Source organism: Mycobacterium sp., from assembly GCF_035314665.1.
Lineage (GTDB): Bacteria > Actinomycetota > Actinomycetes > Mycobacteriales > Mycobacteriaceae > Mycobacterium.
Map to the genome: position 1 here is coordinate 1 of NZ_DATFZD010000142.1, position 19,549 is coordinate 19,549.

At 65.2% G+C, this 19,549-nt stretch carries 18 protein-coding genes and 2 pseudogenes; 15 read left to right on the top strand and 5 right to left on the bottom strand.

The genetic code is table 11. The features are described 5' to 3' along the window. A partial coding sequence (locus VKI00_RS11290; RefSeq protein ID WP_324437546.1) for a lysophospholipid acyltransferase family protein occupies positions 1-663 on the bottom strand: 663 nt, incomplete at its 3' end. Positions 664-815: 152 nt separating this feature from the next. Further along, positions 816-2,057: an NADH:flavin oxidoreductase gene (locus tag VKI00_RS11295; RefSeq protein ID WP_324437570.1), complete on the bottom strand. Its 1,242-nt coding sequence runs from the start codon at positions 2,055-2,057 to the stop codon at positions 816-818. A gap of 100 nt (positions 2,058-2,157) precedes the next feature. Between VKI00_RS11295 and VKI00_RS11300 the strand changes: the two genes are divergently transcribed. After that, positions 2,158-2,505 carry a hypothetical protein gene (locus VKI00_RS11300; protein WP_324437547.1) on the top strand — a complete coding sequence of 116 codons (348 nt, stop codon included), beginning with the start codon at positions 2,158-2,160 and terminating at the stop codon, positions 2,503-2,505. Then, positions 2,498-3,124, top strand: coding sequence for a Dabb family protein (locus VKI00_RS11305; RefSeq protein ID WP_324437548.1), 627 nt, complete (start codon positions 2,498-2,500; stop codon positions 3,122-3,124). The genes VKI00_RS11300 and VKI00_RS11305 overlap by 8 nt, the downstream gene beginning before the upstream one ends. A gap of 56 nt (positions 3,125-3,180) precedes the next feature. Here VKI00_RS11305 and VKI00_RS11310 read toward each other — a convergent pair whose 3' ends face one another. Continuing rightward, entirely contained in the window at positions 3,181-3,780 is a 600-nt protein-coding gene (locus VKI00_RS11310) for a TetR/AcrR family transcriptional regulator (protein WP_324437549.1), read from the bottom strand. 314 nt (positions 3,781-4,094) lie between these two features. Here VKI00_RS11310 and VKI00_RS11315 point away from each other — a divergent pair, with 314 nt between their 5' ends. Further along, on the top strand, positions 4,095-4,994 hold the full coding sequence (locus VKI00_RS11315; protein ID WP_324437550.1) for a hypothetical protein: 900 nt from the start codon (positions 4,095-4,097) through the stop codon (positions 4,992-4,994). Between the two features lie 73 nt (positions 4,995-5,067). Here VKI00_RS11315 and VKI00_RS11320 read toward each other — a convergent pair whose 3' ends face one another. Together VKI00_RS11320 and VKI00_RS11325 are read right to left on the bottom strand one after the other, a co-directional pair. Beyond that, positions 5,068-5,955 (bottom strand): SDR family NAD(P)-dependent oxidoreductase, encoded by an 888-nt coding sequence (locus VKI00_RS11320; protein WP_324437551.1) that lies wholly within the window; start codon positions 5,953-5,955, stop codon positions 5,068-5,070. Further along, positions 5,952-7,874 (bottom strand): NAD(P)/FAD-dependent oxidoreductase, encoded by a 1,923-nt coding sequence (locus VKI00_RS11325; RefSeq protein ID WP_324437552.1) that lies wholly within the window; start codon positions 7,872-7,874, stop codon positions 5,952-5,954. Before VKI00_RS11325 ends, VKI00_RS11320 begins: the two co-directional genes overlap by 4 nt. A gap of 100 nt (positions 7,875-7,974) precedes the next feature. Between VKI00_RS11325 and VKI00_RS11330 the strand changes: the two genes are divergently transcribed. The 12 genes and pseudogenes from VKI00_RS11330 (at position 7,975) to VKI00_RS11385 (ending at position 19,516) form a co-directional block, all read left to right on the top strand. Next, positions 7,975-9,576, top strand: a complete 1,602-nt coding sequence (locus VKI00_RS11330; protein WP_414687172.1) for an acyl-CoA synthetase — start codon at positions 7,975-7,977, stop codon at positions 9,574-9,576. Between the two features lie 14 nt (positions 9,577-9,590). Further along, positions 9,591-10,697 carry a zinc-binding dehydrogenase gene (locus VKI00_RS11335; RefSeq protein ID WP_324437553.1) on the top strand — a complete coding sequence of 369 codons (1,107 nt, stop codon included), beginning with the start codon at positions 9,591-9,593 and terminating at the stop codon, positions 10,695-10,697. Between the two features lie 16 nt (positions 10,698-10,713). Continuing rightward, the gene (locus VKI00_RS11340) at positions 10,714-12,138 is read left to right on the top strand and encodes an aldehyde dehydrogenase family protein (RefSeq protein WP_324437554.1); all 1,425 of its coding nucleotides are present in this window, start codon (positions 10,714-10,716) and stop codon (positions 12,136-12,138) included. Positions 12,139-12,200: 62 nt separating this feature from the next. Next, positions 12,201-12,391: pseudogene (locus VKI00_RS11345) on the top strand (alpha/beta hydrolase fold domain-containing protein); the annotation flags it as partial. A 77-nt stretch (positions 12,392-12,468) separates the two neighbouring features. Further along, on the top strand, positions 12,469-12,906 hold the full coding sequence (locus VKI00_RS11350) for a nuclear transport factor 2 family protein (protein ID WP_324437555.1): 438 nt from the start codon (positions 12,469-12,471) through the stop codon (positions 12,904-12,906). A gap of 120 nt (positions 12,907-13,026) precedes the next feature. Further along, positions 13,027-13,815 carry a crotonase/enoyl-CoA hydratase family protein gene (locus VKI00_RS11355; protein ID WP_324437556.1) on the top strand — a complete coding sequence of 263 codons (789 nt, stop codon included), beginning with the start codon at positions 13,027-13,029 and terminating at the stop codon, positions 13,813-13,815. Then, positions 13,815-14,963, top strand: coding sequence for an acyl-CoA dehydrogenase family protein (locus tag VKI00_RS11360; RefSeq protein WP_324437557.1), 1,149 nt, complete (start codon positions 13,815-13,817; stop codon positions 14,961-14,963). The genes VKI00_RS11355 and VKI00_RS11360 overlap by 1 nt, the downstream gene beginning before the upstream one ends. After that, positions 14,960-15,988, top strand: a complete 1,029-nt coding sequence (locus VKI00_RS11365; RefSeq protein WP_324437558.1) for an acyl-CoA dehydrogenase family protein — start codon at positions 14,960-14,962, stop codon at positions 15,986-15,988. The genes VKI00_RS11360 and VKI00_RS11365 overlap by 4 nt, the downstream gene beginning before the upstream one ends. A gap of 188 nt (positions 15,989-16,176) precedes the next feature. After that, a pseudogene (locus tag VKI00_RS11370) lies at positions 16,177-17,035 on the top strand (LLM class F420-dependent oxidoreductase); the annotation flags it as partial. Positions 17,036-17,191: 156 nt separating this feature from the next. Continuing rightward, positions 17,192-17,671, top strand: a complete 480-nt coding sequence (locus tag VKI00_RS11375; RefSeq protein ID WP_324437559.1) for a nuclear transport factor 2 family protein — start codon at positions 17,192-17,194, stop codon at positions 17,669-17,671. After that, positions 17,668-18,531 (top strand): SDR family NAD(P)-dependent oxidoreductase, encoded by an 864-nt coding sequence (locus VKI00_RS11380; RefSeq protein ID WP_324437560.1) that lies wholly within the window; start codon positions 17,668-17,670, stop codon positions 18,529-18,531. Before VKI00_RS11375 ends, VKI00_RS11380 begins: the two co-directional genes overlap by 4 nt. A gap of 1 nt (position 18,532) precedes the next feature. After that, positions 18,533-19,516 (top strand): alpha/beta hydrolase, encoded by a 984-nt coding sequence (locus VKI00_RS11385; protein WP_324437561.1) that lies wholly within the window; start codon positions 18,533-18,535, stop codon positions 19,514-19,516. Positions 19,517-19,549 lie beyond the last annotated feature (33 nt).

A 19,549-nucleotide genomic window follows, 5' to 3' on the forward strand; every position in this document is an offset into this window, starting at 1 on the left:
GGTGACCACCTTGGTGGGCAGCGGCAGGTTGAGCGGAATCAGCGTCAGTCCGAACGGCAGGCCCAATGAGATGGGCAGAATGTCGGTGCGCATCCGCTCTTTGATTCCAAGCTTCTTCGCCAACCACATGCCGCGATTCAGATAGAGCTGACCCTCCTGGCCGCCGATCGACACCATCGGGACGATGGAGACACCGGCCTCGATAGCCGTTCTAACGTAGCCTTTTCGGCCCCTGAAATTGATCCCGTGTTGCTGCCATGTCGGGCGGTACGCGTCGTAATCACCGCCCGGAAAGACCAGCACCGCGCCGCCGCTGCGCAGTGCGCTTGCGGCGTTGGCACGATTGGCGCGGATGAGGCCGAGCCGCCGCATGAGCCCGGATGTCGGGCCGCTCAGGATGATGTCGTGAGCGAGGCCGTACAGGGGCCGGTCAAAGCCGAACTTCTGGTAGTAATCGGAAGCGAACACCGGCATATCGGTGGGCAGGGCGCCGCCGGAGTGGTTCGAGACCAACAGCACGCCTCCGGGTGGGATCCGCTCCAAACCCCTTACCTCAGAACGCAACCACACCTTGACAGCGGGCCGCAAAACCGACATCCAACGTTCGACCAGCAGCGGGTCGAATTTGGCGATCTCCGGCGTATCGGTCTCTAGCGCTTCCATGGTGTCTCCCTCAAAACGATTCGCCGCGACGCTAACAACCGAATCCTCTAGGCGGAGGGTCACTGCCCCCTGGCCGGGACGCTTTCGCAGACTGTGCCGATCACCGGGAGGATCACGTAAGGACGCGGCGCCGAATCCAGCCGGTCCAGCGGTCAGGTGTTGATCGGCGGCGAGGCAACCGGAGTCGCCGCGGTGTCCCCGACCTTCGCAGGCACCGGCCCGTAGCGTTGTTCGGGATCGAGCACGCAGTGCGTGCGCCCGAAAACGGTGACCATGCACTTGTTGTTGTGGGTACACCGGCTGCGTGTGGCGGGATCCGCCGTCATCTTGTTGACCAGATCGGGTTCGCGCAGCAGAGCTCGACCCATCGCCATGAAGTCAAATCCCTCGCGGATCCCCGTCTCGAGATGGTCGCGGTTGGTGATGCCGCCCAGCAGAATCAGCTTGGTGTTGCGCACAACCGGTACGAACTGCCTTGCGGCCTCGAGCATGTAGAGGTCGGTATACGGGTAGCTGCCCATCACCCGCTTGCCGGCCAGCCTGATCCCGGGCCGCAGAGCGGCCGGCATGACGCGGGCGAACTCCCGCACTGGCACGTCGCCTCGGAACAGGTACATCGGCTTGTAAACCGAGGAGCCCTGGGTCAGCTCGATCGCGTCGAGCGTGCCGTCGGCGTCGAGCAGCTGCGCGGTGCGCAGCGCCTCGTCGATCCAGATGCTGCCCGGCAGTCCGTCGTCCATATCCAGCTTCGCGATGACGGCGACCTGGCCGCCCGCCACATCGCGGACACGTTCGGCGATCTCACGCGCGAAGCGGGATCGGTTGTCGACGGACCCGCCGTACTCGTCCTTACGCCGGTTGATGAGCGGGCTCATGAACGAGCTCGGCAGGTAAAGGTGCCCGAAATGCAATTCGACCGCGTCGAAGCCGGCATCGACCGCCAACCGCGCCGCGGCACCGAACTGATCGACGACGATCCTGATCTCATCCCGCGTGATCGCACGGCAGTACGCGAAGGAGGTCGGGTTGACGAACCGGCTCGGCGCGACCGCCGTGACCCCGGTCAGCGCCTTCGGCGCCACTACCCCCGCGTGGCCGAGCTGGGCGGAGATCGCGGCACCGGCCCCGTGGACGGTATCGGTGAGCCTGCGCAACCCCGGCAGGGCCTGTCGGCTCATCACGATCTGGCCGGGCGCGCTGGCACCCTCGGGCGACACGCAACAGTAAGCGACCGTCGTCATGCCGACCCCTCCGACGGCGAAGGACCGATGGAACGCAATTAGATCGTCGGTGACCAGTCCCTCGGGCGATCGCCCTTCGGATGTGGCGGCCTTGATGATCCTGTTGCGCAGCGTGACGGGCCCGAGCTGAACGGGGCTGAACGGATCGCTCATCTCACCACCGTCGCCCGCATCCGGCTCGGGGTCAACGAGGTTCTCCCGATGGCCGGGAGTGCACACGTTGGACGTCCCGAACGGCATCTACGGTCGGGTCATGACCGACGGTCGGGTATTCGTCATCGACAGGGTGGTTACCAGGCCCGGATGCGCCAGGAGGTTCGTCGACATCTACCTCGCCGAGTACGCACCCGGCGCCCGCTCCCGCAACATGACGCTGCGCGACGTCCTCGTCAGTCCCCCGATCTGGTTCGAGGATCAACCCAATACCGTCACCATCACCTGGACGCTCCCCAGCGCACAGGCATGGTGGGAGATGACGTGGAAGGGCCGGCCGGATCCGGCCCTTGGCGAATGGTGGTCGCAGATAGGCGAACTGGTTGCGGAGCGGTCCCGGTCGGTCGCCGCGGCCGCCGACGACGTCGACGGGCTCTGCGATGTATAGCGTCACCCGACTCCTCGACGTCGCCGACGAAGATCGGGACCGCGTGCTGGCTTCCGTGCGCTCGGGAGCCCAAGCGACCCACGCATACCATCGGCTCGTCGAGCCGACGCTACCCGGCGCGCGCAATGGGGGCGACGTCCTGGTCCACTTGAGGTTCGACTCCAGGGGTCAATGGCTCTTGGCTGCAGACGATTTCGCTGCCGTTCTGCAGGACCCCGCGATCACCCGGGTCAACGGAGCCACTTACCCGGGCGCCCCGACGCGCAACGGCAGCGGCGCGGGCACGGTATACCGCGCCCTGCTGTTGCGAGTGCTGCCCGACACGGACACGGACACGGTGGCGCGTTTCGAGGACGAGCTGTCCTCGATGCCGCGCTTCGTGCCGGCCATCAGGGCATGGCAGCTGAGCCGTGTCGACGATGCGATCGGGACATCGCAGTGGACTCACGTGTTCGAGCAGGAGTTCAGCGACGTCGACGGGCTGATGGGTCCTTACCTCATGCATCCGATCCACTGGGCGGTGGTGGACCGCTGGTTCGATCCGGAATGCCCGGACGTCATCATCCGGGATCGGGTGTGCCACAGCTTCTGTCACACCGCCGAATCGGTGCTGAGCTGACCGCAGGGCCGCCGGGAAGTGATCACAACAAGTGCTGGTAGCCGTCAGATCGTGGCCTACAGGGGCGGCAGTGCCCGGACGACCATCTGAATGCCGGCACGTAGTGCTGAACGCAGGCTGTCGAAGTCGCCTTGCTCTACCCAGTGAACGTAGGCCTGGCGGCAGATCTGGATCACCAGCTGGGCTGGCAGCGTGCGGATGAACGGGTCGGTACCGAGGTCGAAGCGAGAGGCGAGGAAGTCGGAGATGGGGTCGGCCAGATCCTGCCCCCAGTCCAACCATCGGAGCCGGTACTGAGGATCGGTGATCACGAGCGCCATGAACTTCCGGTCGATCTCGAGTTCGCCGCGTTTGGCAACCTCGGTGGTGAAAGCCTCGACCAAGGTCTCAACGGTGTCACTCGCGCGCGGGGCGTGTTGGAGGACTTCGACGCTCAGACCACCGAACTGACGGAACAGTGGCATCACGACGTCTTCCTTGACCGGGAAGTGGCGGTGGAATGTGCGCGGCGCTATGCCTACGGCGTCGCAGATCCGGTCGACGGTCGCCGAAGTCGATCCATCCGCTAGGAAGATGTCGCGGGCAGTCAGTGCGATGGTCATCCGGAGCTCTTCGGCACGCCGCTCGGTCAAAGTCGGCCTGCTCGGCGTACTCACGTGAGGCTCCTTCATTCGCCCATGTGGGCCTGGTCATCGTAACTGGTGCCGGTCGCCCGGTTGCGCACGCGCAGTAGACCACTGAATCCACCTCAAGTGTGTTTCCCCTTGCCTTTGAGCCATCGATGTATCTATACTTATACCTGTCAGATTCTGCCACTTGTACAGATTCTGCCACCCTGTTGTGACGTGGGAATTCAGCGTTCGTCACCGGTCGGCTCCAGGGATTGGCCGGCGGCTGCCACGCCCGGAAGCGGTGCCGCGCCATAGCAGGGAAACCTCACCCCATTGCTGCTGAAAGACGGAGGGCCCAAGTGGTAAGCGAACTGAACTACGACGACTACACCCACGACTTCATGGGGAAGGTGGGCAACATCGAAGACTTCTCGCGGGACTTCCTACTGGGTTTGGCCCGCGTGTTCGAGGACACGTTGAACTTCGTGCCCTATGCCCACGTCAAGATCTATTCGGAGAAGGTCGGCATCAACGCCGCGATGGACGTTGCTGCGGAGGTGTCACGAGCCGTGATGCGCCAGGTGCTGCCCATGGGGCGCTACATCGCCCCGCCGGGGTGGGACTGGAAGAACGCCCAGTACCAGGCCATCCCCTTCGACGTCCAGACCGAGGATCTGACGAAAGAAGCCCTGATCCGGCTGGTCAAGACCTACTGGGATCAATATCTGAAGGGCCACAACTACTTCATCGACCAATGGACGAAGATCATCCCGGAAGAAGAAGTCTGGCTGGGCCTCCCGGATATGTACGAGCTCATCATCGACTACGAATACCCGAAGCTCGCCAAGGTGTTCAAGATTGAGCCCGTGCACGTCGTCGATTTCCTGAAACTGGCCTGTTTGAGCATCGACGGCACCCTCGGCTACGGCGGCGAGTACATCGTGTACAACCCGGATCACGTGGTACTCAACATGCGCCGCTGCGAGGTGTTGCAGAAGTACACCGACGAGGGCCTGTATCCGCCGGCGCGCGCATGGATGAACTGCACGTTCGAGCAACGGATCTCGGCGCCGTTCTTCCCCGGCTGCAAGCTCGACATCAACCTGCCGCCCAAGGACTTCAAGTTCTCACAAGGCGAGCCCTTCTGCGTCTGGACTTACACCCGCGGCGAACAGAACCACGCCGCCGCCGCTGCAGCACCCGACCCCCGAGCGAGTGCAATGAAGAAGATTCCCATCATGCCCGTGTCGTCGGGCTAAACCGACACCGCGAGCAGACGCAAAATAGCGCGAATCGCGTTCAATTTCTGCGACTTTGCGTCTGCTCGCGCATCTATAGGCCGGCGGGCAGGATGTTCGGGTTGGCCGTCCCGGGCGGCTCCAGCGGAGGTAGCTCGCCCGTGCCGTCCAGCGTGTGCACTGGCAACTGCTCCGACCATGGATAGTGCAGGCTGAACGCCACCAGGCCGGTGCGTTCGGCGGCCGGAAGATGACACATCGCAAGCACGGTCTCGGTCAGGTACTCGACCGGCTCAGTGGGGAACGTCTCCGGGATCAGTGACGACGCACCAGGGGTGCGAACAGCCGTCGACGGGCCGACGCAGTTCACGGCGATGTTGGCGTCGAGCAACTCGGCCGCCACCCCCTGCGTGAAGCGATGCAGGGCGGCCTTGCACGACGCGTAGATGACGTCGCCGGAGGTCTTGTTGTACTCGCGGTAGGGCCGCACCGGGGCCACACCGGTGACCGAGCCGATGTTGACGATCCACCCGCCACCCTGTTTGCGCATATGCGGGACCGCAGCTTTGGTCAGGACGAACGGCGTCCGCAGATAGTGCTCGACGGTCCGGTCGAAGGTCTCCAGCGGCATCTCTTCGACCACCGAGTAGTCGGCGAAACCGGCGTTGTTGACCAGGATGTCGATGCGGCCGGTGCGGTCCAGCACCTCGTCGACCAGGCCGTCGCGCGCCTCGGCGTCCTCGAGGTCGGCGGCCAGCCCGAACGCCGATCCCCCGGCTTCCTCGATCAGGGCGATCGTCTCATCGATCGTCCCCGGTATCGCCGAGGTGCCCCCGGTCCGGGTGGACTGCGACGGCGTGTAGGCGCGCGCCGTCACCGCGACGGTCGCACCCTCTGCCGCCAGCCGCTGGGCGATGGCGCGTCCGATGCCGCGGCTGCTGCCGGTCACCAAAGCCGTCCTACTGGAAAGTAATTGGGTCATCGCAACGTCAAGTCCGCTTCGATCGGGGATCGGTGCTGCTGCCAGACATCGACCAACCGGTACGGGGTGGCCACCACCACCCGGCCCGAACCCGACCGGTAGTAGGTGTGCGCATTCGGCGTGTGGCACCACACGGTGCGGCTCATCGCTTTATCGATCTCGGCGACATAGTCGTCGTAGGCCTGCTGGGTGACCTCCATCGTCGTGGCGCCGCGCAGCGCCATCAACTGCAGGCATTCGATGATGTAATGCGCCAGAACTTCCATCGAGAAGTTCGCACCCGCACCGTGTCCCGGGCTGTAGTTCGGCGCCGACATGATGAACAGGTTGGGGAAGCCCGGCACCGTTCCACCGCGGTAGGCGCGGGGGCTGTCGCCCCATTCGTCGGCCAGCTTCTTGCCGTCGCGGCCGCGGATGTCGACGGTGGACAGGAAGTCCAGGTAATAGCCGGTGGCGTAGATGACGACGTCGAGGTCGATCTGCCGACCGTCCTGGGTGACAATGCCTTTCGCGTTGACCGCGGCCGGTTCGCTGGCCTCCACGTCGACGTGCTTGCGCGTCAACGCCGCGTAGTACCCGCCCGGATCGCGGATGATCCGCTTGCCATAGGGCGCGAAGTCCGGCGTGACCTTCTTCGCCAGCTCCGTTCCAGCACCGAAGGTTGTTTTAATGTAGTCCATGCACATCTGCAAGAGCACATCGTTGGCCGGCGAGATCGACAGATGGGTTTTCGCCCATTCCGGGTCCTGCAGGATGATGGGATAGTTGTTGTCGGCCGTGCCCCAGTACGACTTCAGCCGGTTCCAATTCGCGTAGTACCGCAGGTGGCGACCGAGGTAGCGGCGGTGCTCGGGAACGTCGTCGGTCAGCCGCTTACGCGGCGCCACCCAGTGCGGCTGCCGCTGGAACACTGTCAGGTGCTCGACCTCGTCGACGCAAGCGTCGACGATCTGCACGGCTGTACAGCCGGCGCCGATGATCGCCACTCGCTTGCCGGTGAGGTTCAGCGACGCATCCCACTGTGCGGAGTGAATGCTGGTGCCCGCGAACGTCTCCCGGCCACGTAGCTCCGGCCAGCGGGGGCGGTTCAGATAGCCGGCGGCGGTGATCACCACGCGGGCATAGCTGACGTCGCGATTGCCGTCGCGGTCGACCGAATGGATCTGCCACTGATCGCGGTCCTCGTCCCACCACAGGGCCTCGACCTCGATACAGAATCGGGTGTGCTCGCGTAGCCGGTACTTGTCGGCCAGCGCTACCAGGTAGGCCTGGTACTCCGCGCCCTGCGGATAGTAGCTCGTCCATTCCGGATTTACCTCGCGCGACAACGAGTAGTACGCCGAGGGGGTGTCCACGCCGATGCCGGGGTAGGTGGTGGTCAACCAGGTACCACCGACCTCGTCATTGCGATCGAAGATCTCGTACCCGACACCAGCGTCGGCGGCGGCGAGCGCCGCGATGATGCCGGCGATGCCCGCGCCGATGATGGCCACGTTCATCGTTTCCGGGATCGGCAACGTGCGCGGCAGCGTCGGCTGCGAGAGCTGGAAGCCGCCCTGCTCGAGCAGCAGCGGAACGAACTCGTCGGCGACGTCGGAACCGAGCGCCAGCGGCAACAGGCGCTTGAAGAATTCGGGGTCATCGGCGGCCGGCGCCCCGGCCGGCCGGGCCGCACCGAGTGCGGCCACAACGGCGTTCGCCAGCGACTCGGCTGTGTCCAGATCGGTAATGCCCGCCCGCTCGGGCGGGTCGGGGACATGGGAGATCTTGGGCCCGAAGGTGTCGATCACCGACAGGTCGCCGGTGAGCTGAGCCAGCACCGCGACCAGCACACCGGGGTCGGCTTGACGGAGGTTCGCCCGCAGTTCCTCGGGATCGACCGCAGTCTCGTCGGCACAGGCGGTAGTCACGGTAGCCATGTACCGAGTATCGAAGCAGTCGGGCGCTTCCACGACCCGACTTTCCTCTGAGCGGGACACGATCCGGCTGACGGCAGGTCCGGGGCCTAATGTTCGGCTCATGCAACGCGCGCACCACGACATGCACCAACTGGACACCGTGATCGGGCAGGCGCGTAGTCACACGCTCGGCGATATTCCCCGCCGGTCGGCCCGCAAGCAGCCGGACAAGATTGCGATCATCGACGGTGATGTCGTGCTGACGTTCGCCGACCTCGAGAACCTGGTGGACCGCGCGGCGGCCGCGCTGCACGACAACGGGTTTGGGCCCGGTGATCGCATCGCGCTGCTGTCGCACAACTGCTGGCAGTACGCGGTGCTGGCGTTCGCGACGGCGCGCGCGGCGGTGGTTCTGGTTCCTATCAACTTCATGCTCACCGCAGAGGAAATCTCCTACATCCTCGGCCACAGCCGGGCCAGCGGATTCATCGTCGAAGCTGATTTGACGCCCACGGCCGAGCAGGCGATGCAGCTCGCGAGTGTGGTCAAGACGAAGGCTGCGCTGATCCCGGCCGGGCGCGCCGCTCCGGCTGGCTGGGATGATTTCGCACAGTGGTTGACGAGTACCACCGCTGCCCCGAGTCCGGGTATCGACGATGACCAGCTCATCCGGCTGATGTACACGAGCGGAACCGAGTCCCATCCGAAGGCGGCCATGCACACCAGCCGCAGCCTGATGTGGAACTACATCAGCAGCATCATCGCCGGTGAAATGTCCGGCGAAGACGTTGAAATCCACTCGCTGCCGCTCTACCACTGCGCACAGTTGGACAACTTCCTGATCACCGACATCTATCTGGGCGCAACCAGCATCATCCTTCCGCGGCCGGAACCGGAAGCCGTGCTGCGCAACATCGAGCGCTACCGGGTGACCAATTACTTTGCACCGCCTACCGTTTGGATCTCACTCCTGCGTTCACCGGTCTTCGACGACGTTGACCTGTCGAGCCTGCGCAAGGGTTACTACGGCGCATCGGCGATGCCGATCGAGATCCTCAGTGAGATCCGGGAGCGCCTACCCGATCTGAGGTTGTGGAACTTCTACGGCCAGACCGAGATGGCACCACTGGCGTCCGCACTCGGACCGGATGAGCAGGACGCACATGCCGGTGCGGCCGGGCGCCCCGTGCTCAATGTGGAGACGATAATCCTCGACGAGGAAGACATCCCCGTGGGGACGGGTGTCGTGGGCGAAATTGTTCATCACAGCCCGCATTTGATGCTGGGCTATCTCGACGATGAGGAAAAGACGGGACAGGCTTTCAAAGGCGGCTGGTTCCACTCGGGCGATCTCGGCTACTACGACGAGCACGGCCTGCTGCACGTTGTGGACCGCAAGAAGGACATGATCAAAACCGGCGGTGAGAACGTCGCGAGCCGGGAGGTGGAGGAGGTCGTGTACCGGCATAGCGGTGTACAGGAAGTGGCGGTGTTCGGTCTGGCGCACCCGGTCTGGGTGGAAGCCGTGGTGGCGGCGGTGGTGGCCCGCGACGGCGTCTCCCTCTCCGAGGACGACATCCTCACCCACTGCCGGAAGCACCTGGCCGGCTTCAAGACGCCCAAACACGTGTTCTTCGTCGATTCACTGCCGAAAAACCCCAGCGGCAAACTGCTCAAGCGTTCGCTGCGGGATCGGTTCACCCTCGAATCCAATAGTCACTGAAGGGAATACAGTCTGTGTATAAAGGGCGCATCGCACGATTCGACGCACCCGGCCAGCCGTTCGAGATCGAGACCGTCAGTCTGCCGGAAGTGGGTCCCGGTCAGATCCTGGTCAAGGTGGCCCGTGCCAACATCTGCGGCTCCGACCTACACGCCTGGAACGGCACTTTCGCGACCGCCGGCCTGGGTGGTCAGCTGCCTACCGTCCTGGGCCACGAGATGGTGGGCGCCGTCGAGGCGCTGGGCGAGCGTGTCACCGCGGACTCCAACGGCATGTCGCTTCGGGTCGGCACCCGTGTCGTGTTCCCCTACTTTTTCGCGTGCCACACATGCCGAAACTGCCTGGTCGGCAGGCGCAATGCGTGCTTGAACCTGAAGATGGCGATGCTCGGTCGCGCCGACGAACCGCCGTACTTCGTGGGCGGTTACGGAGACTACTTCCTGCTGCCCGCCGGCGCGGTGGTCTACACCGTGCCCGATACCGTCTCCGACGATATCGCCGCCGGCGCCAACTGCGCACTGTCGCAGGTGATGTACGGCCTTGAGCGGGTCGGCCAGCAGCTCGGTGAGTTTGTGGTGGTGCAGGGCGCCGGCGCGCTCGGCCTGTATGCGGTAGCTGTCGCCAAAGCGCGGGGGGCTGCGCGTGTCATCGCGATCGACGGGGTGCCCGAACGCCTTGAGTTGGCAACGGCATTCGGTGCCGATGCGGTGATAGACATCACCGAAGTGAACGCGGAGAAGGACCGTGCGAAGCTGGTGCGCAAGCTGACTGACGGTCAGGGTGCCGATGTGGTGGTCGAGGTGGTCGGCAACCCCGCGGCCATCGACGAGGGCCTGAAGATGCTCGGACAGTTCGGTCGGTACGTCGAGATCGGCAATATCAACATAGGGAAGACCTTCGAGTTCGACCCGTCGCGATTCGTGTTCGCCAACAAGACGATGGTCGGCGTTTCGCTCTACGACCCGGTCGTGTTATCGCGGGCGCTCGCCTTCCTCGAGCAACACCAGGACCGGCTGCCACTCGACCGGCTTGCGGCAGCGCATTATTCACTCGACGACATCAACGAGGCGTTCGCCGCCGCCGAGGGCAAGCGTGATGTCCGTGCCAGCATCGTGCCCTGACCACAGAAAGCAGACGATGACCATGCATGACTACACCCGCAAAACGCTGTTCCTCGACGGGCGGTGGGTGACGCCAACGGGTACCGACGTGATCGAAGTGATCGACCCGGCGACCGAACAGGTAATCGGCAGCGTGCCCAACGGCACCGCCGCCGATGTCGATGCGGCGGTGGACGCCGCACGGCGCGCCTTCGACCCGCTCATCAGTATCGCCGAACGCCGCGACCGAGTGACTGCTGTCATCGCGGCGATGGAAAAGCGCCTGCCGGACATCGCCAAAACCATCACCCGGGAGATGGGCGCGCCGGTGCGCATCGCGCAGACCGTGCAGACGCAGGTCCCGCTCGCGGTGGCCCGTGGCTTCGCCGACGTGCTCGACACGTTCGAATTCGAGGAACGGGTGGGCAATTCGCTGGTGATCCGGGAGCCCTACGGCGTAATCGGCGCGATCACACCGTGGAACTACCCGCTCTACCAGGTGGTGGCCAAGGTGCTGCCGGCGATCGCGGCGGGCTGCACGGTGGTACTCAAGCCGAGCAACGAGGCGCCGCTATCGGTGTTCGAGTTCATGGAGGCCGTCGAGGATGCGGGCCTGCCGGCGGGCGTGGTGAATCTCGTATCCGGCAGCGGTCGGGTGGTCGGCGAGCGCATCGCCTCCCACCCGGGCGTCGACTTCGTGTCGTTCACCGGCTCCACCGGTGTCGGACAGCGGGTGGCCGAACTCGCCGCGCAGTCGGTGAAAAAGGTGGCGCTGGAACTCGGCGGCAAGTCGGCCAACGTCATCCTCGACGGCGGCGACCTTGCGACCGCGGTGAAGGTCGGTGTCGGCAACGCCTTCCTCAACGGTGGCCAAACCTGCATGGCGTGGACGCGGATGCTGGTGCCGGCGTCCCGCTACGGCGAAGCACTCGACCTGGTCGAGGCGGCGGCCTCGAAATACACCGTGGGTGACCCGTTCGACCCGGCCACGCGGATCGGTCCGTCGGCCTCGGCGGCGCAGTACGAGATCGTGCGGGGCTTCATCGAACGCGCGCAGCGCGATGGTGCGCGGCTGATCACCGGCGGCGGCGAGAAGATCTGCGATAGTGGCTATTTCGTCGCGCCAACGGTTTTCGCCGACGTCGACCCGGACTCAGAGCTGGGTCAGGAGGAGGTGTTCGGCCCAGTGCTCGCCGTCATCGGATTCAGCCACGAGACCGACGCACTGCGGATCGCCAACGGCACTTCCTACGGCCTGTCCGGCGCGGTATGGGCGAAGGACACCGACAGCGCTATCGCATTCGCGCGCGGCGTGCAGACCGGTCAGCTCGACATCAACGGCGGCAGGTACAACCCCATCGCGCCGTTCGGCGGCTATAAGCGATCCGGCATCGGCCGCGAGCTCGGCCGTGCCGGCTTCGAGGAGTACTTACAGACCAAGTCCCTACAGTTGCCAACATGAACACCCCCTTACACATCAGCGGTTCCGGACCAACGCAGGTCTGGACGATAAACCAGCCCGACGTGTCGCACCATGCGGACCAGCTAGGGGTTGACCGCACGCGGTTGTGGTCGTCGGCGACAGCGCATGTGGCTCGCTGGCCGCCGCCGTCGCCCTAGCTGCGCGGGACCACGACGGCCCGTACATCCTCCGTCAGGTGCTGCATTATGCCGACGTCGACCGCGACATGGCGGTGCCGTCGATCACCGAGGTCAGACGACAGGCTGATGAACCACCCGCCTATCCAATTCCGTTTGGTGTAAAGGAGTTTCCACCATTTCAACCCTTCAGATGTTGCTCGACGAGCGTGACATCGTTCGCGCGCTTGCCCGTTTCGCACGCATCGCGGACAGTAAGAAGTTCGATGCACTTGACGAAGTCTTTGCGCCGGATGTCCTCTTCGACTACGGATCCGGGCGCCTCGAGAGCGGCCTCGCCGCGCTTCGTGCACTACTTGCGCGTCACCTCGACCGGTGCGGTGGAACCCAGCACCTACTCGGCAGCATCACCGTCGATATCGACGGAGACACCGCCGTCAGCCGCGCCTACGTCCAGGCGCGCCACCAACGCGTGGGTGATTTCGTCGGCCCGGTATTCGACTCGAATGGTGAGTACGTCGACCGCTGGGAAAGGCGCACAGACGGATGGCTCATCGTGCACCGGACTGCGACGTGGGCGGCGAACACTGGGGAAGCCGAGATCCTCGCCGGGGACGGTCAACTGGGTTGACTTCCACAATCGCGAATCGCGCCGAGTTGCCGAGAACCCGCGGAGGACGCATGAGCAGATGACAGCTTCGATCATCACCGGCCCCGAGTACTTACAGACCAAGTCCCTACAGTTGCCAACATGAACACCCCCTTACACATCAGCGGTTCCGGACCAACGCAGGTCTGGACGATAAACCAGCCCGACGTCGGAAACGCGATCACCGGCAAGGACTTCATCGGCGCCTTCGAGGCCGCGGTCGACGAGGCCAACTCCACCGCCAACGCCGACACCGCCATCCGCGCGGTAATCCTCACCGGAGCGGGCAAAATCTTCTCCGCCGGCGGCAACGTTAAAGAGATGGCCGACCGAGGCGGAATATTCGCTCTGGACGCGATCGATCAGCGTCACGCCTACGTCGACGGAATCCAGCGGATTCCGCGGGCACTGGGTCGTCTCGAAGTGCCGTTGATCGGCGCCATCAATGGGGCCGCCATCGGCGCCGGCTGCGACCTGGCGATGATGTGCGATATCCGGATCGCTTCTGAGCGGGCGTCGTTCGCCGAGAGCTTCGTCCAACTCGGCCTCATCCCCGGCGACGGCGGCACCTGGTTCCTGCAACGCGCGATCGGCTACGAACGCGCCGCCGAGCTGACCTTCACCGGCGACCGCGTCGACGCGGCGACCGCACTCGGCTGGGGCCTGGTCAGCCGCGTGGTGCCGCACAACGACCTGCTCCCGGAAGCGCGCGCCCTCGCCGAGCGCATTGTCAAGAACCCTGCGCACGCATTACGGATGGCCAAGCGTCTGCTGCAGGAGTCGCGGACCGGTTCGCTCGAGTCAACGCTGGGAATGGCCGCGGCGATGCAACCGCTGGCTCATCACGACCCCGAGCACGAGCAGCGCATCGCAAAGTGGAGAACCCAGTAATGGCCCCGCCGTCGCTTCCCCGATTGGTGCCGCCCGCCAGCATCGATCCGGCGTCGACGGACTCCCTGCGCGCCGAGGTCCGGCAGTTCCTTGCAGAACAGCTCGCTGCCGGCGCGTTCACGCCATCCGTTGACGCGTGGCTGTCGGGTTGGGACGAGAAGTTCACCGCCGCGCTGGCCGCGCGTGGCTGGCTGGGTATGACGGTGCCCGTCGAGTACGGTGGTCACGGGCGCTCATTCCTCGAACGGTTCGTCGTGACCGAGGAACTGCTGGCGGCCGGCGCGCCCGTGGCGGCGCACTGGATCGCCGACCGGCAGATTGTGCCGTCGCTGCTCAAGTACGGTACGGAAGTTCAGAAGTCGGAGTTCCTGCCGCGAATCGTGCGTGGCGAGTGCTTCTTCGGTATCGGCATGAGCGAGCCCGACTCCGGCTCCGACCTGGCCAGTGTGCGCACCCGGGCCGTGCGCGTCGGCGGCGGCTGGTCGCTGTCGGGCACGAAGGTCTGGACATCGGGCGCGCACCTCGCGCACGCGTTTATCGTGCTCGCGCGCACCGCACCGGTAGATCGCGAGGATCGGCATGCCGGGCTCAGCCAGTTCATCGTGGACCTGCGCGGGCCCGGCATCGAGATCCGCCCCATCGTCTCGATGAACGGCGCACACCACTTCAACGAGGTGATCCTCAGCCAGGCGTTCGTGCCCGACACCATGGTGTTCGGCGAGATCGGCGAAGGCTGGAGGCAGGTGACGTCGGAGCTGAGCTTTGAACGCAGCGGGCCTGAGCGATTCTTGTCCACCTTCATGCTGCTCGCGGCGACCACCGAAGGCATGGCCGCGCAACGCATTTCACACGACGCCAACCTGGGCCGCCTAGTGGCGCGTATCGCTGGCCTGCATCAAATGTCGTCAGCGGTGGCCGGTGCGCTGCAGCGGTACGATCCCGCAGACGTACCCGCTGCGGTAGTCAAGGTGCTCGGCACCAACACGGAGGGCGACATCGCCGACTTCGCCGACCTGCACGGCTGTCAGGATCCCCGGTTCGCTGACCTGGTGACGGCCGCAGTAGACCAGCGTCCGGGCTTCACGCTGCGTGGCGGAACCAACGAGATACTGCGGGGTGTGATCGCCCGGGGATTGGGGCTGCGATGACAGTCATTCCGAGCGCCGTCGACCCGGCCCTGCTCGACATGATGGAGGCCGTCTTCGCTGGTTACCGCGAGACGTATTCGCCCGCAATGCCCTTTGAACGTGACACAGAACTATGGCGGCGGCTCGAGGAGCTCGGGCTGGTGCGGCTGACCGGCCCGGAGCGGGCGGGCGGCAGCGGGGCCGGTTGGTATGAAGCGGCCGAACTGCTCGCCGCCGCAGTCCGTCACGGGGTCCGCATTCCGTTGGCCGAACATGATTTGTTGGCGTGCTGGCTGCTGGACGCGAACCAAATGCCCTGCGACGGCGCGGTGCGGACGGTGTGCATGCTCGACGAGCACGGAGTAGCCACCGGAGTACCGTGGGCCGCCGGCGCCGACCGGATCGTGGTCGTCTGGCAAACGGGTGGCGAGTACCGCGCGGCCGATGTCCCGGTCGGGTCGCTGGCAATCACTCGTGGCAGCAACATGATCGGTGAACCGCGCGACGCAGTAGTTGCGGACCCCGCGACCCGGCAGGGTGTACCTGTAGCCGCGGCTCTGGCCGCTCAGCTAAGGCTGAAGTCAGCGCTCGTGCGGTCGATCCAGGTGTGTGCCGCACTGGATCGGATCCTGGAGCTCTCGATCGAACATGTGACCTCGCGCGTCCAGTTCGGTCGGCCGCTCGCGAAGTTCCAAGCGATACAGAACCTGGTCGCCGACATAGCCGCCGAGGCCGCGCTCGCCCGTGCCGCGACCGAGGCCGCGCTCACCGCGGCCGTCGCCAGCCAGTGGACGGCGTCGAACCTCGACTTCCTTGTCGCCGTGGCGCGTTCGTGTGCGGGCCACGCCGCCTCGATCGTGGTACGAAACGCCCACCAGGTTCACGGCGCGATCGGTACCACTCGCGAGCACCGGCTGCACGAGTTCACGCGGCCCGCACTCACGTGGCGTTCGGAGTTCGGTTCGGTTCAATACTGGGACGACCAGGTCACCAGCGCGGCGCTTGAGGCGGGTGCGATCGGGCTATGGAGCCTGATCACCAGGTAACGATGCGTCCCCGGTTATGTGCAACGGGTTGGGGGTGCACGACTGCCCTGGTCCCAGGGAATCGACTGCAGCAGCAGCTGGGCAGGCAGGCCGGCGAGTTCGCGCAGCAGTCCGTCTCGCAGCTGCAGTACGGGCCGACTCCCGATGAGTGGGCATTGCGGTGCCGATCGCGTTGACCCGAAGCTCTAATGACCGGTACGGATTATGGCCTCGTACTGTTCACCACCGACAAAGGCACTGCGCCGGCGCTGGCGGCGAGCATCGCCGAGAAGCATGGGTTCAGCTCGTTCTCGGTACCCGAGCACACGCATATCCCGGTCAACCGGGAGGCGATACATCCAGCTACCGGCGACACCTCACTGCCCGACGATCGGTATCTACGGACGCTTGATCCCTGGGCGAGTCTGGCCACCGCCAGTGCCGTCACGAGTCGGATCAGGCTATCGACAACGGTGGCCCTGCCTGTCGAACACGACCCCATAGAGCCCTCGCGAAATCTACTGCGACCCTGGACTTTTTGTCGGCTGACCGGGTACGCGTCGTGCAGGCTTCGGCTGGAACACCGACGAACTGCGCAATCACGGTGTGCCGCCACAGCGGCGGCGTACGGTGTTGCGTGAGTACCTGGAGGCGATGCGGGTGTTGTGGACCGAGGAGGAGGCCTGCTACGAGGGCGAATACGTTCGCTTCGGTCCGAGCTGCTGTTGGCCCAAGCCGGTGCAGGCTCATGTGCCCGTCCGTATCGGCGCCACCGGCAACGGGAAAAACTTCGCCTGGATCGCACGCCACGCCGACGGATGGATCACCACGCCCCGCGAAAGCGAACTCGCCACGCCCGTCGCGCAACTCAACCAGGCGTGGGCGGCCGCAGGCCGCAGCGGTGCACCCGAGATCATCGCACTCGACGTCGATATCGAACCCTCACCGGACAAGCTAAGACAGTGGTCAGAACTCGGGGTTACCGAGGCCCTGTACGGCTTCCCCGACGGACGCGAAGCCGAGGCCGAGGCCTATGTCGGCGAACTGGCCGACAAACTCGCCGCGATCGGGCCGCTGCCGCCGAGTGCCCAGCATCGTCGTGAGCGGCAAGTAATGCGGATTGACCACTGTGTGCGAATCGGCAGTTCGGCGCCGGGCAGAGAGTGTTCCACTGACCGGGCATCCCCGGTGTTAACGGGGCCACACCGGGGTTGACTCGCTGTCATGCGCAACGACATCACACTGCCGGAATTGCAAGAGTTCGTCGCCGGCTTCTGGTACCACTACGACGAGGCGCACTACGACGAGCTGGCGGCGCGCTATGCCGAGAACGTGCGCTACGCGAGCCGAAGCGATTCGGGCGCAAGCCCTTTCGAGGAACTGATGTCGCCCGAGCTGCACGGCCGTGACGCCGTCATGGAGTGGCTGTCGGAGCATCGCAAACAGAGCCCGTACCCGCTCCGCCACCACGCCACCAATGTGCACCGCACCGGTACCGACGGTGCTATTACCCGCGCGCGTTTCTACATCTTCGTCAACCAGATCGCCAATTTCGTGCCGTTCGCGGTGTCCAGCGGCGTAGCCGAGGTCGGTGTGCGCCGCGGGGCCAACGGGTTGGAGTTCACCGAGATGGACGTCATACTCGACACGACCAACTCGGTGCTGTTATCTGAGCTACACGCCGACACCTCCACCGGTTCGTGAGCGCCGGCGAAAACTTCTCCGGCGGCGTGGCCGTCATTACCGGCGCCGGCGCCGGCATTGGTGCGGGACTGGCGCGGTATGCCAGTCGATTGGGCATGACCGTGGTTCTCGCCGACGTGGACGCCGCCGCCATCGCAGCATTGCGTGACGAGCTGTGCGCAGCCGGGACTTCGGCGGTAGACGTCGTGTGCGACGTGCGCGACCCCGGGGCCCTGCAGCAGCTCGCCAACAAGACCTACCTTGATGTCGGCCCAGTGCGGCTGTTGGTAAACAACGCCGGGGTCGAACAGTTCGGCTATCTGTGGGACACACCGGTGGCCAACTGGCAGCGCGTCATCGACATCAACATCAGCGGCGTCTTCTACGGCGTGCGGGCGTTTCTTCCGATGATGATGGCGACCGGCGAACAGGCGTGGGTGTGGAATCTGTCTTCGGTCGGCGGGGTGGTGGCGGCTCCCTTACAGGCGCCCTACATCATGAGCAAGCACGCAGTGCTCGCGTTGACCGAGTGTCTGCATCTCGAGGTTCAAGCAGCCGGACACGACAACCATATTCACGTGCAGGCCGTTCTGCCTGGCGCGGTGGCCTCCAACATCTTCGAAGCCGCCGGCGCAGTGACCGACGGCGACGTTGCGGCGGCCGAATCGCAGCGCTCGGCGATGCTTGACATCAAAGCCGACGCCATGGATCCGCTGGCAGCTGCCGAAAGGGTCTTTGAACAGGCCGCCGAAGGTCGGTTCTACCTGCTCACCCAGCCGGAGTTCGTCGGGTCGGCAATGGCCGAACGCGCGAATGTGCTTAGTGCACAACGGCCTCCGGTGCTACTGACACAGCGCCGATTCAACCCCGCAAAACAGTGACATGGCGACTCCCAGACTAGATCCCGACGCCGCCGCGCGAGTCGCCTCGTTCGGTGACATCCCGCCGATGCGCCAACGGGGCTTGGCTGCGGTGCGCGTGGCGGTCGAGTCTGCACCGCTACCCGACGAGCTGCCCGAGATGGCCAGCGTGACCGACGCCGCCGTTCCAGGGCCAGCGGGACCAATTCCGATCCGGATCTACTGTCCCACCAGTGATTCCAGCGGTCCGGTGCTCGTGTACCTGCACGGCGGCGGATTGGTCATGGGCTCCAACCACTCGTTTGAACCGCTGGCACGCGCATTGGCATCGGCCTCCGAGGCTACCGTGGTGGCCGTCGACTACCGGTTGGCCCCCGAGTCGCCTCCGCCCGCCCAGTTTGATGACGCCTACGCCGCGTTTGAGTGGGTGTCGCGAAACGCCGACGACCTGGGGGTCGACGCAGGCCGACTGGCGGTGGTCGGCGACAGTGCGGGCGGTTCGCTGGCGGCCGCGGTTGCGCTGGCGGCGCGTGACCGTGACGGACCGCCGATTTGTGCGCAGGTGCTGCTGTACCCCGGACTGGACCGCGACATGACGGCTCCGTCGGTCACCGCACTGGCCGATGCACCGATGCTCACCCGTGACGACATCGATTACATGCACTCCCTTGCCGACGGCGACGCGGGCCTGCCCCGCGACGCGTACCTCGTTCCGGCCTATGCCGCCGACCTGTCCGGCCTACCGCCGGCGATCGTGGTGAGCGCGGGCTGCGACCCGATCCAAGACTGGGGTGATCGGTACGCGGCGCGGCTGCGCGACGCCGGCGTGCAGACCACCGACACCCGCTACCCGGGGATGTACCACGGCTTTCTCATGCGGTCTGACGCGACGGCGCGCGGTCGGCTGGCCATCGCCGAGATCGGGGCGTTGCTCCGGGCGAAGTTCGCCCATCCGCTCCGGTTTGATGTCCCGATCACCGGACATCACGCAACCGCTGCGCAGTAACGCTGCACACAATCACAGCAACCCAGAACTGGC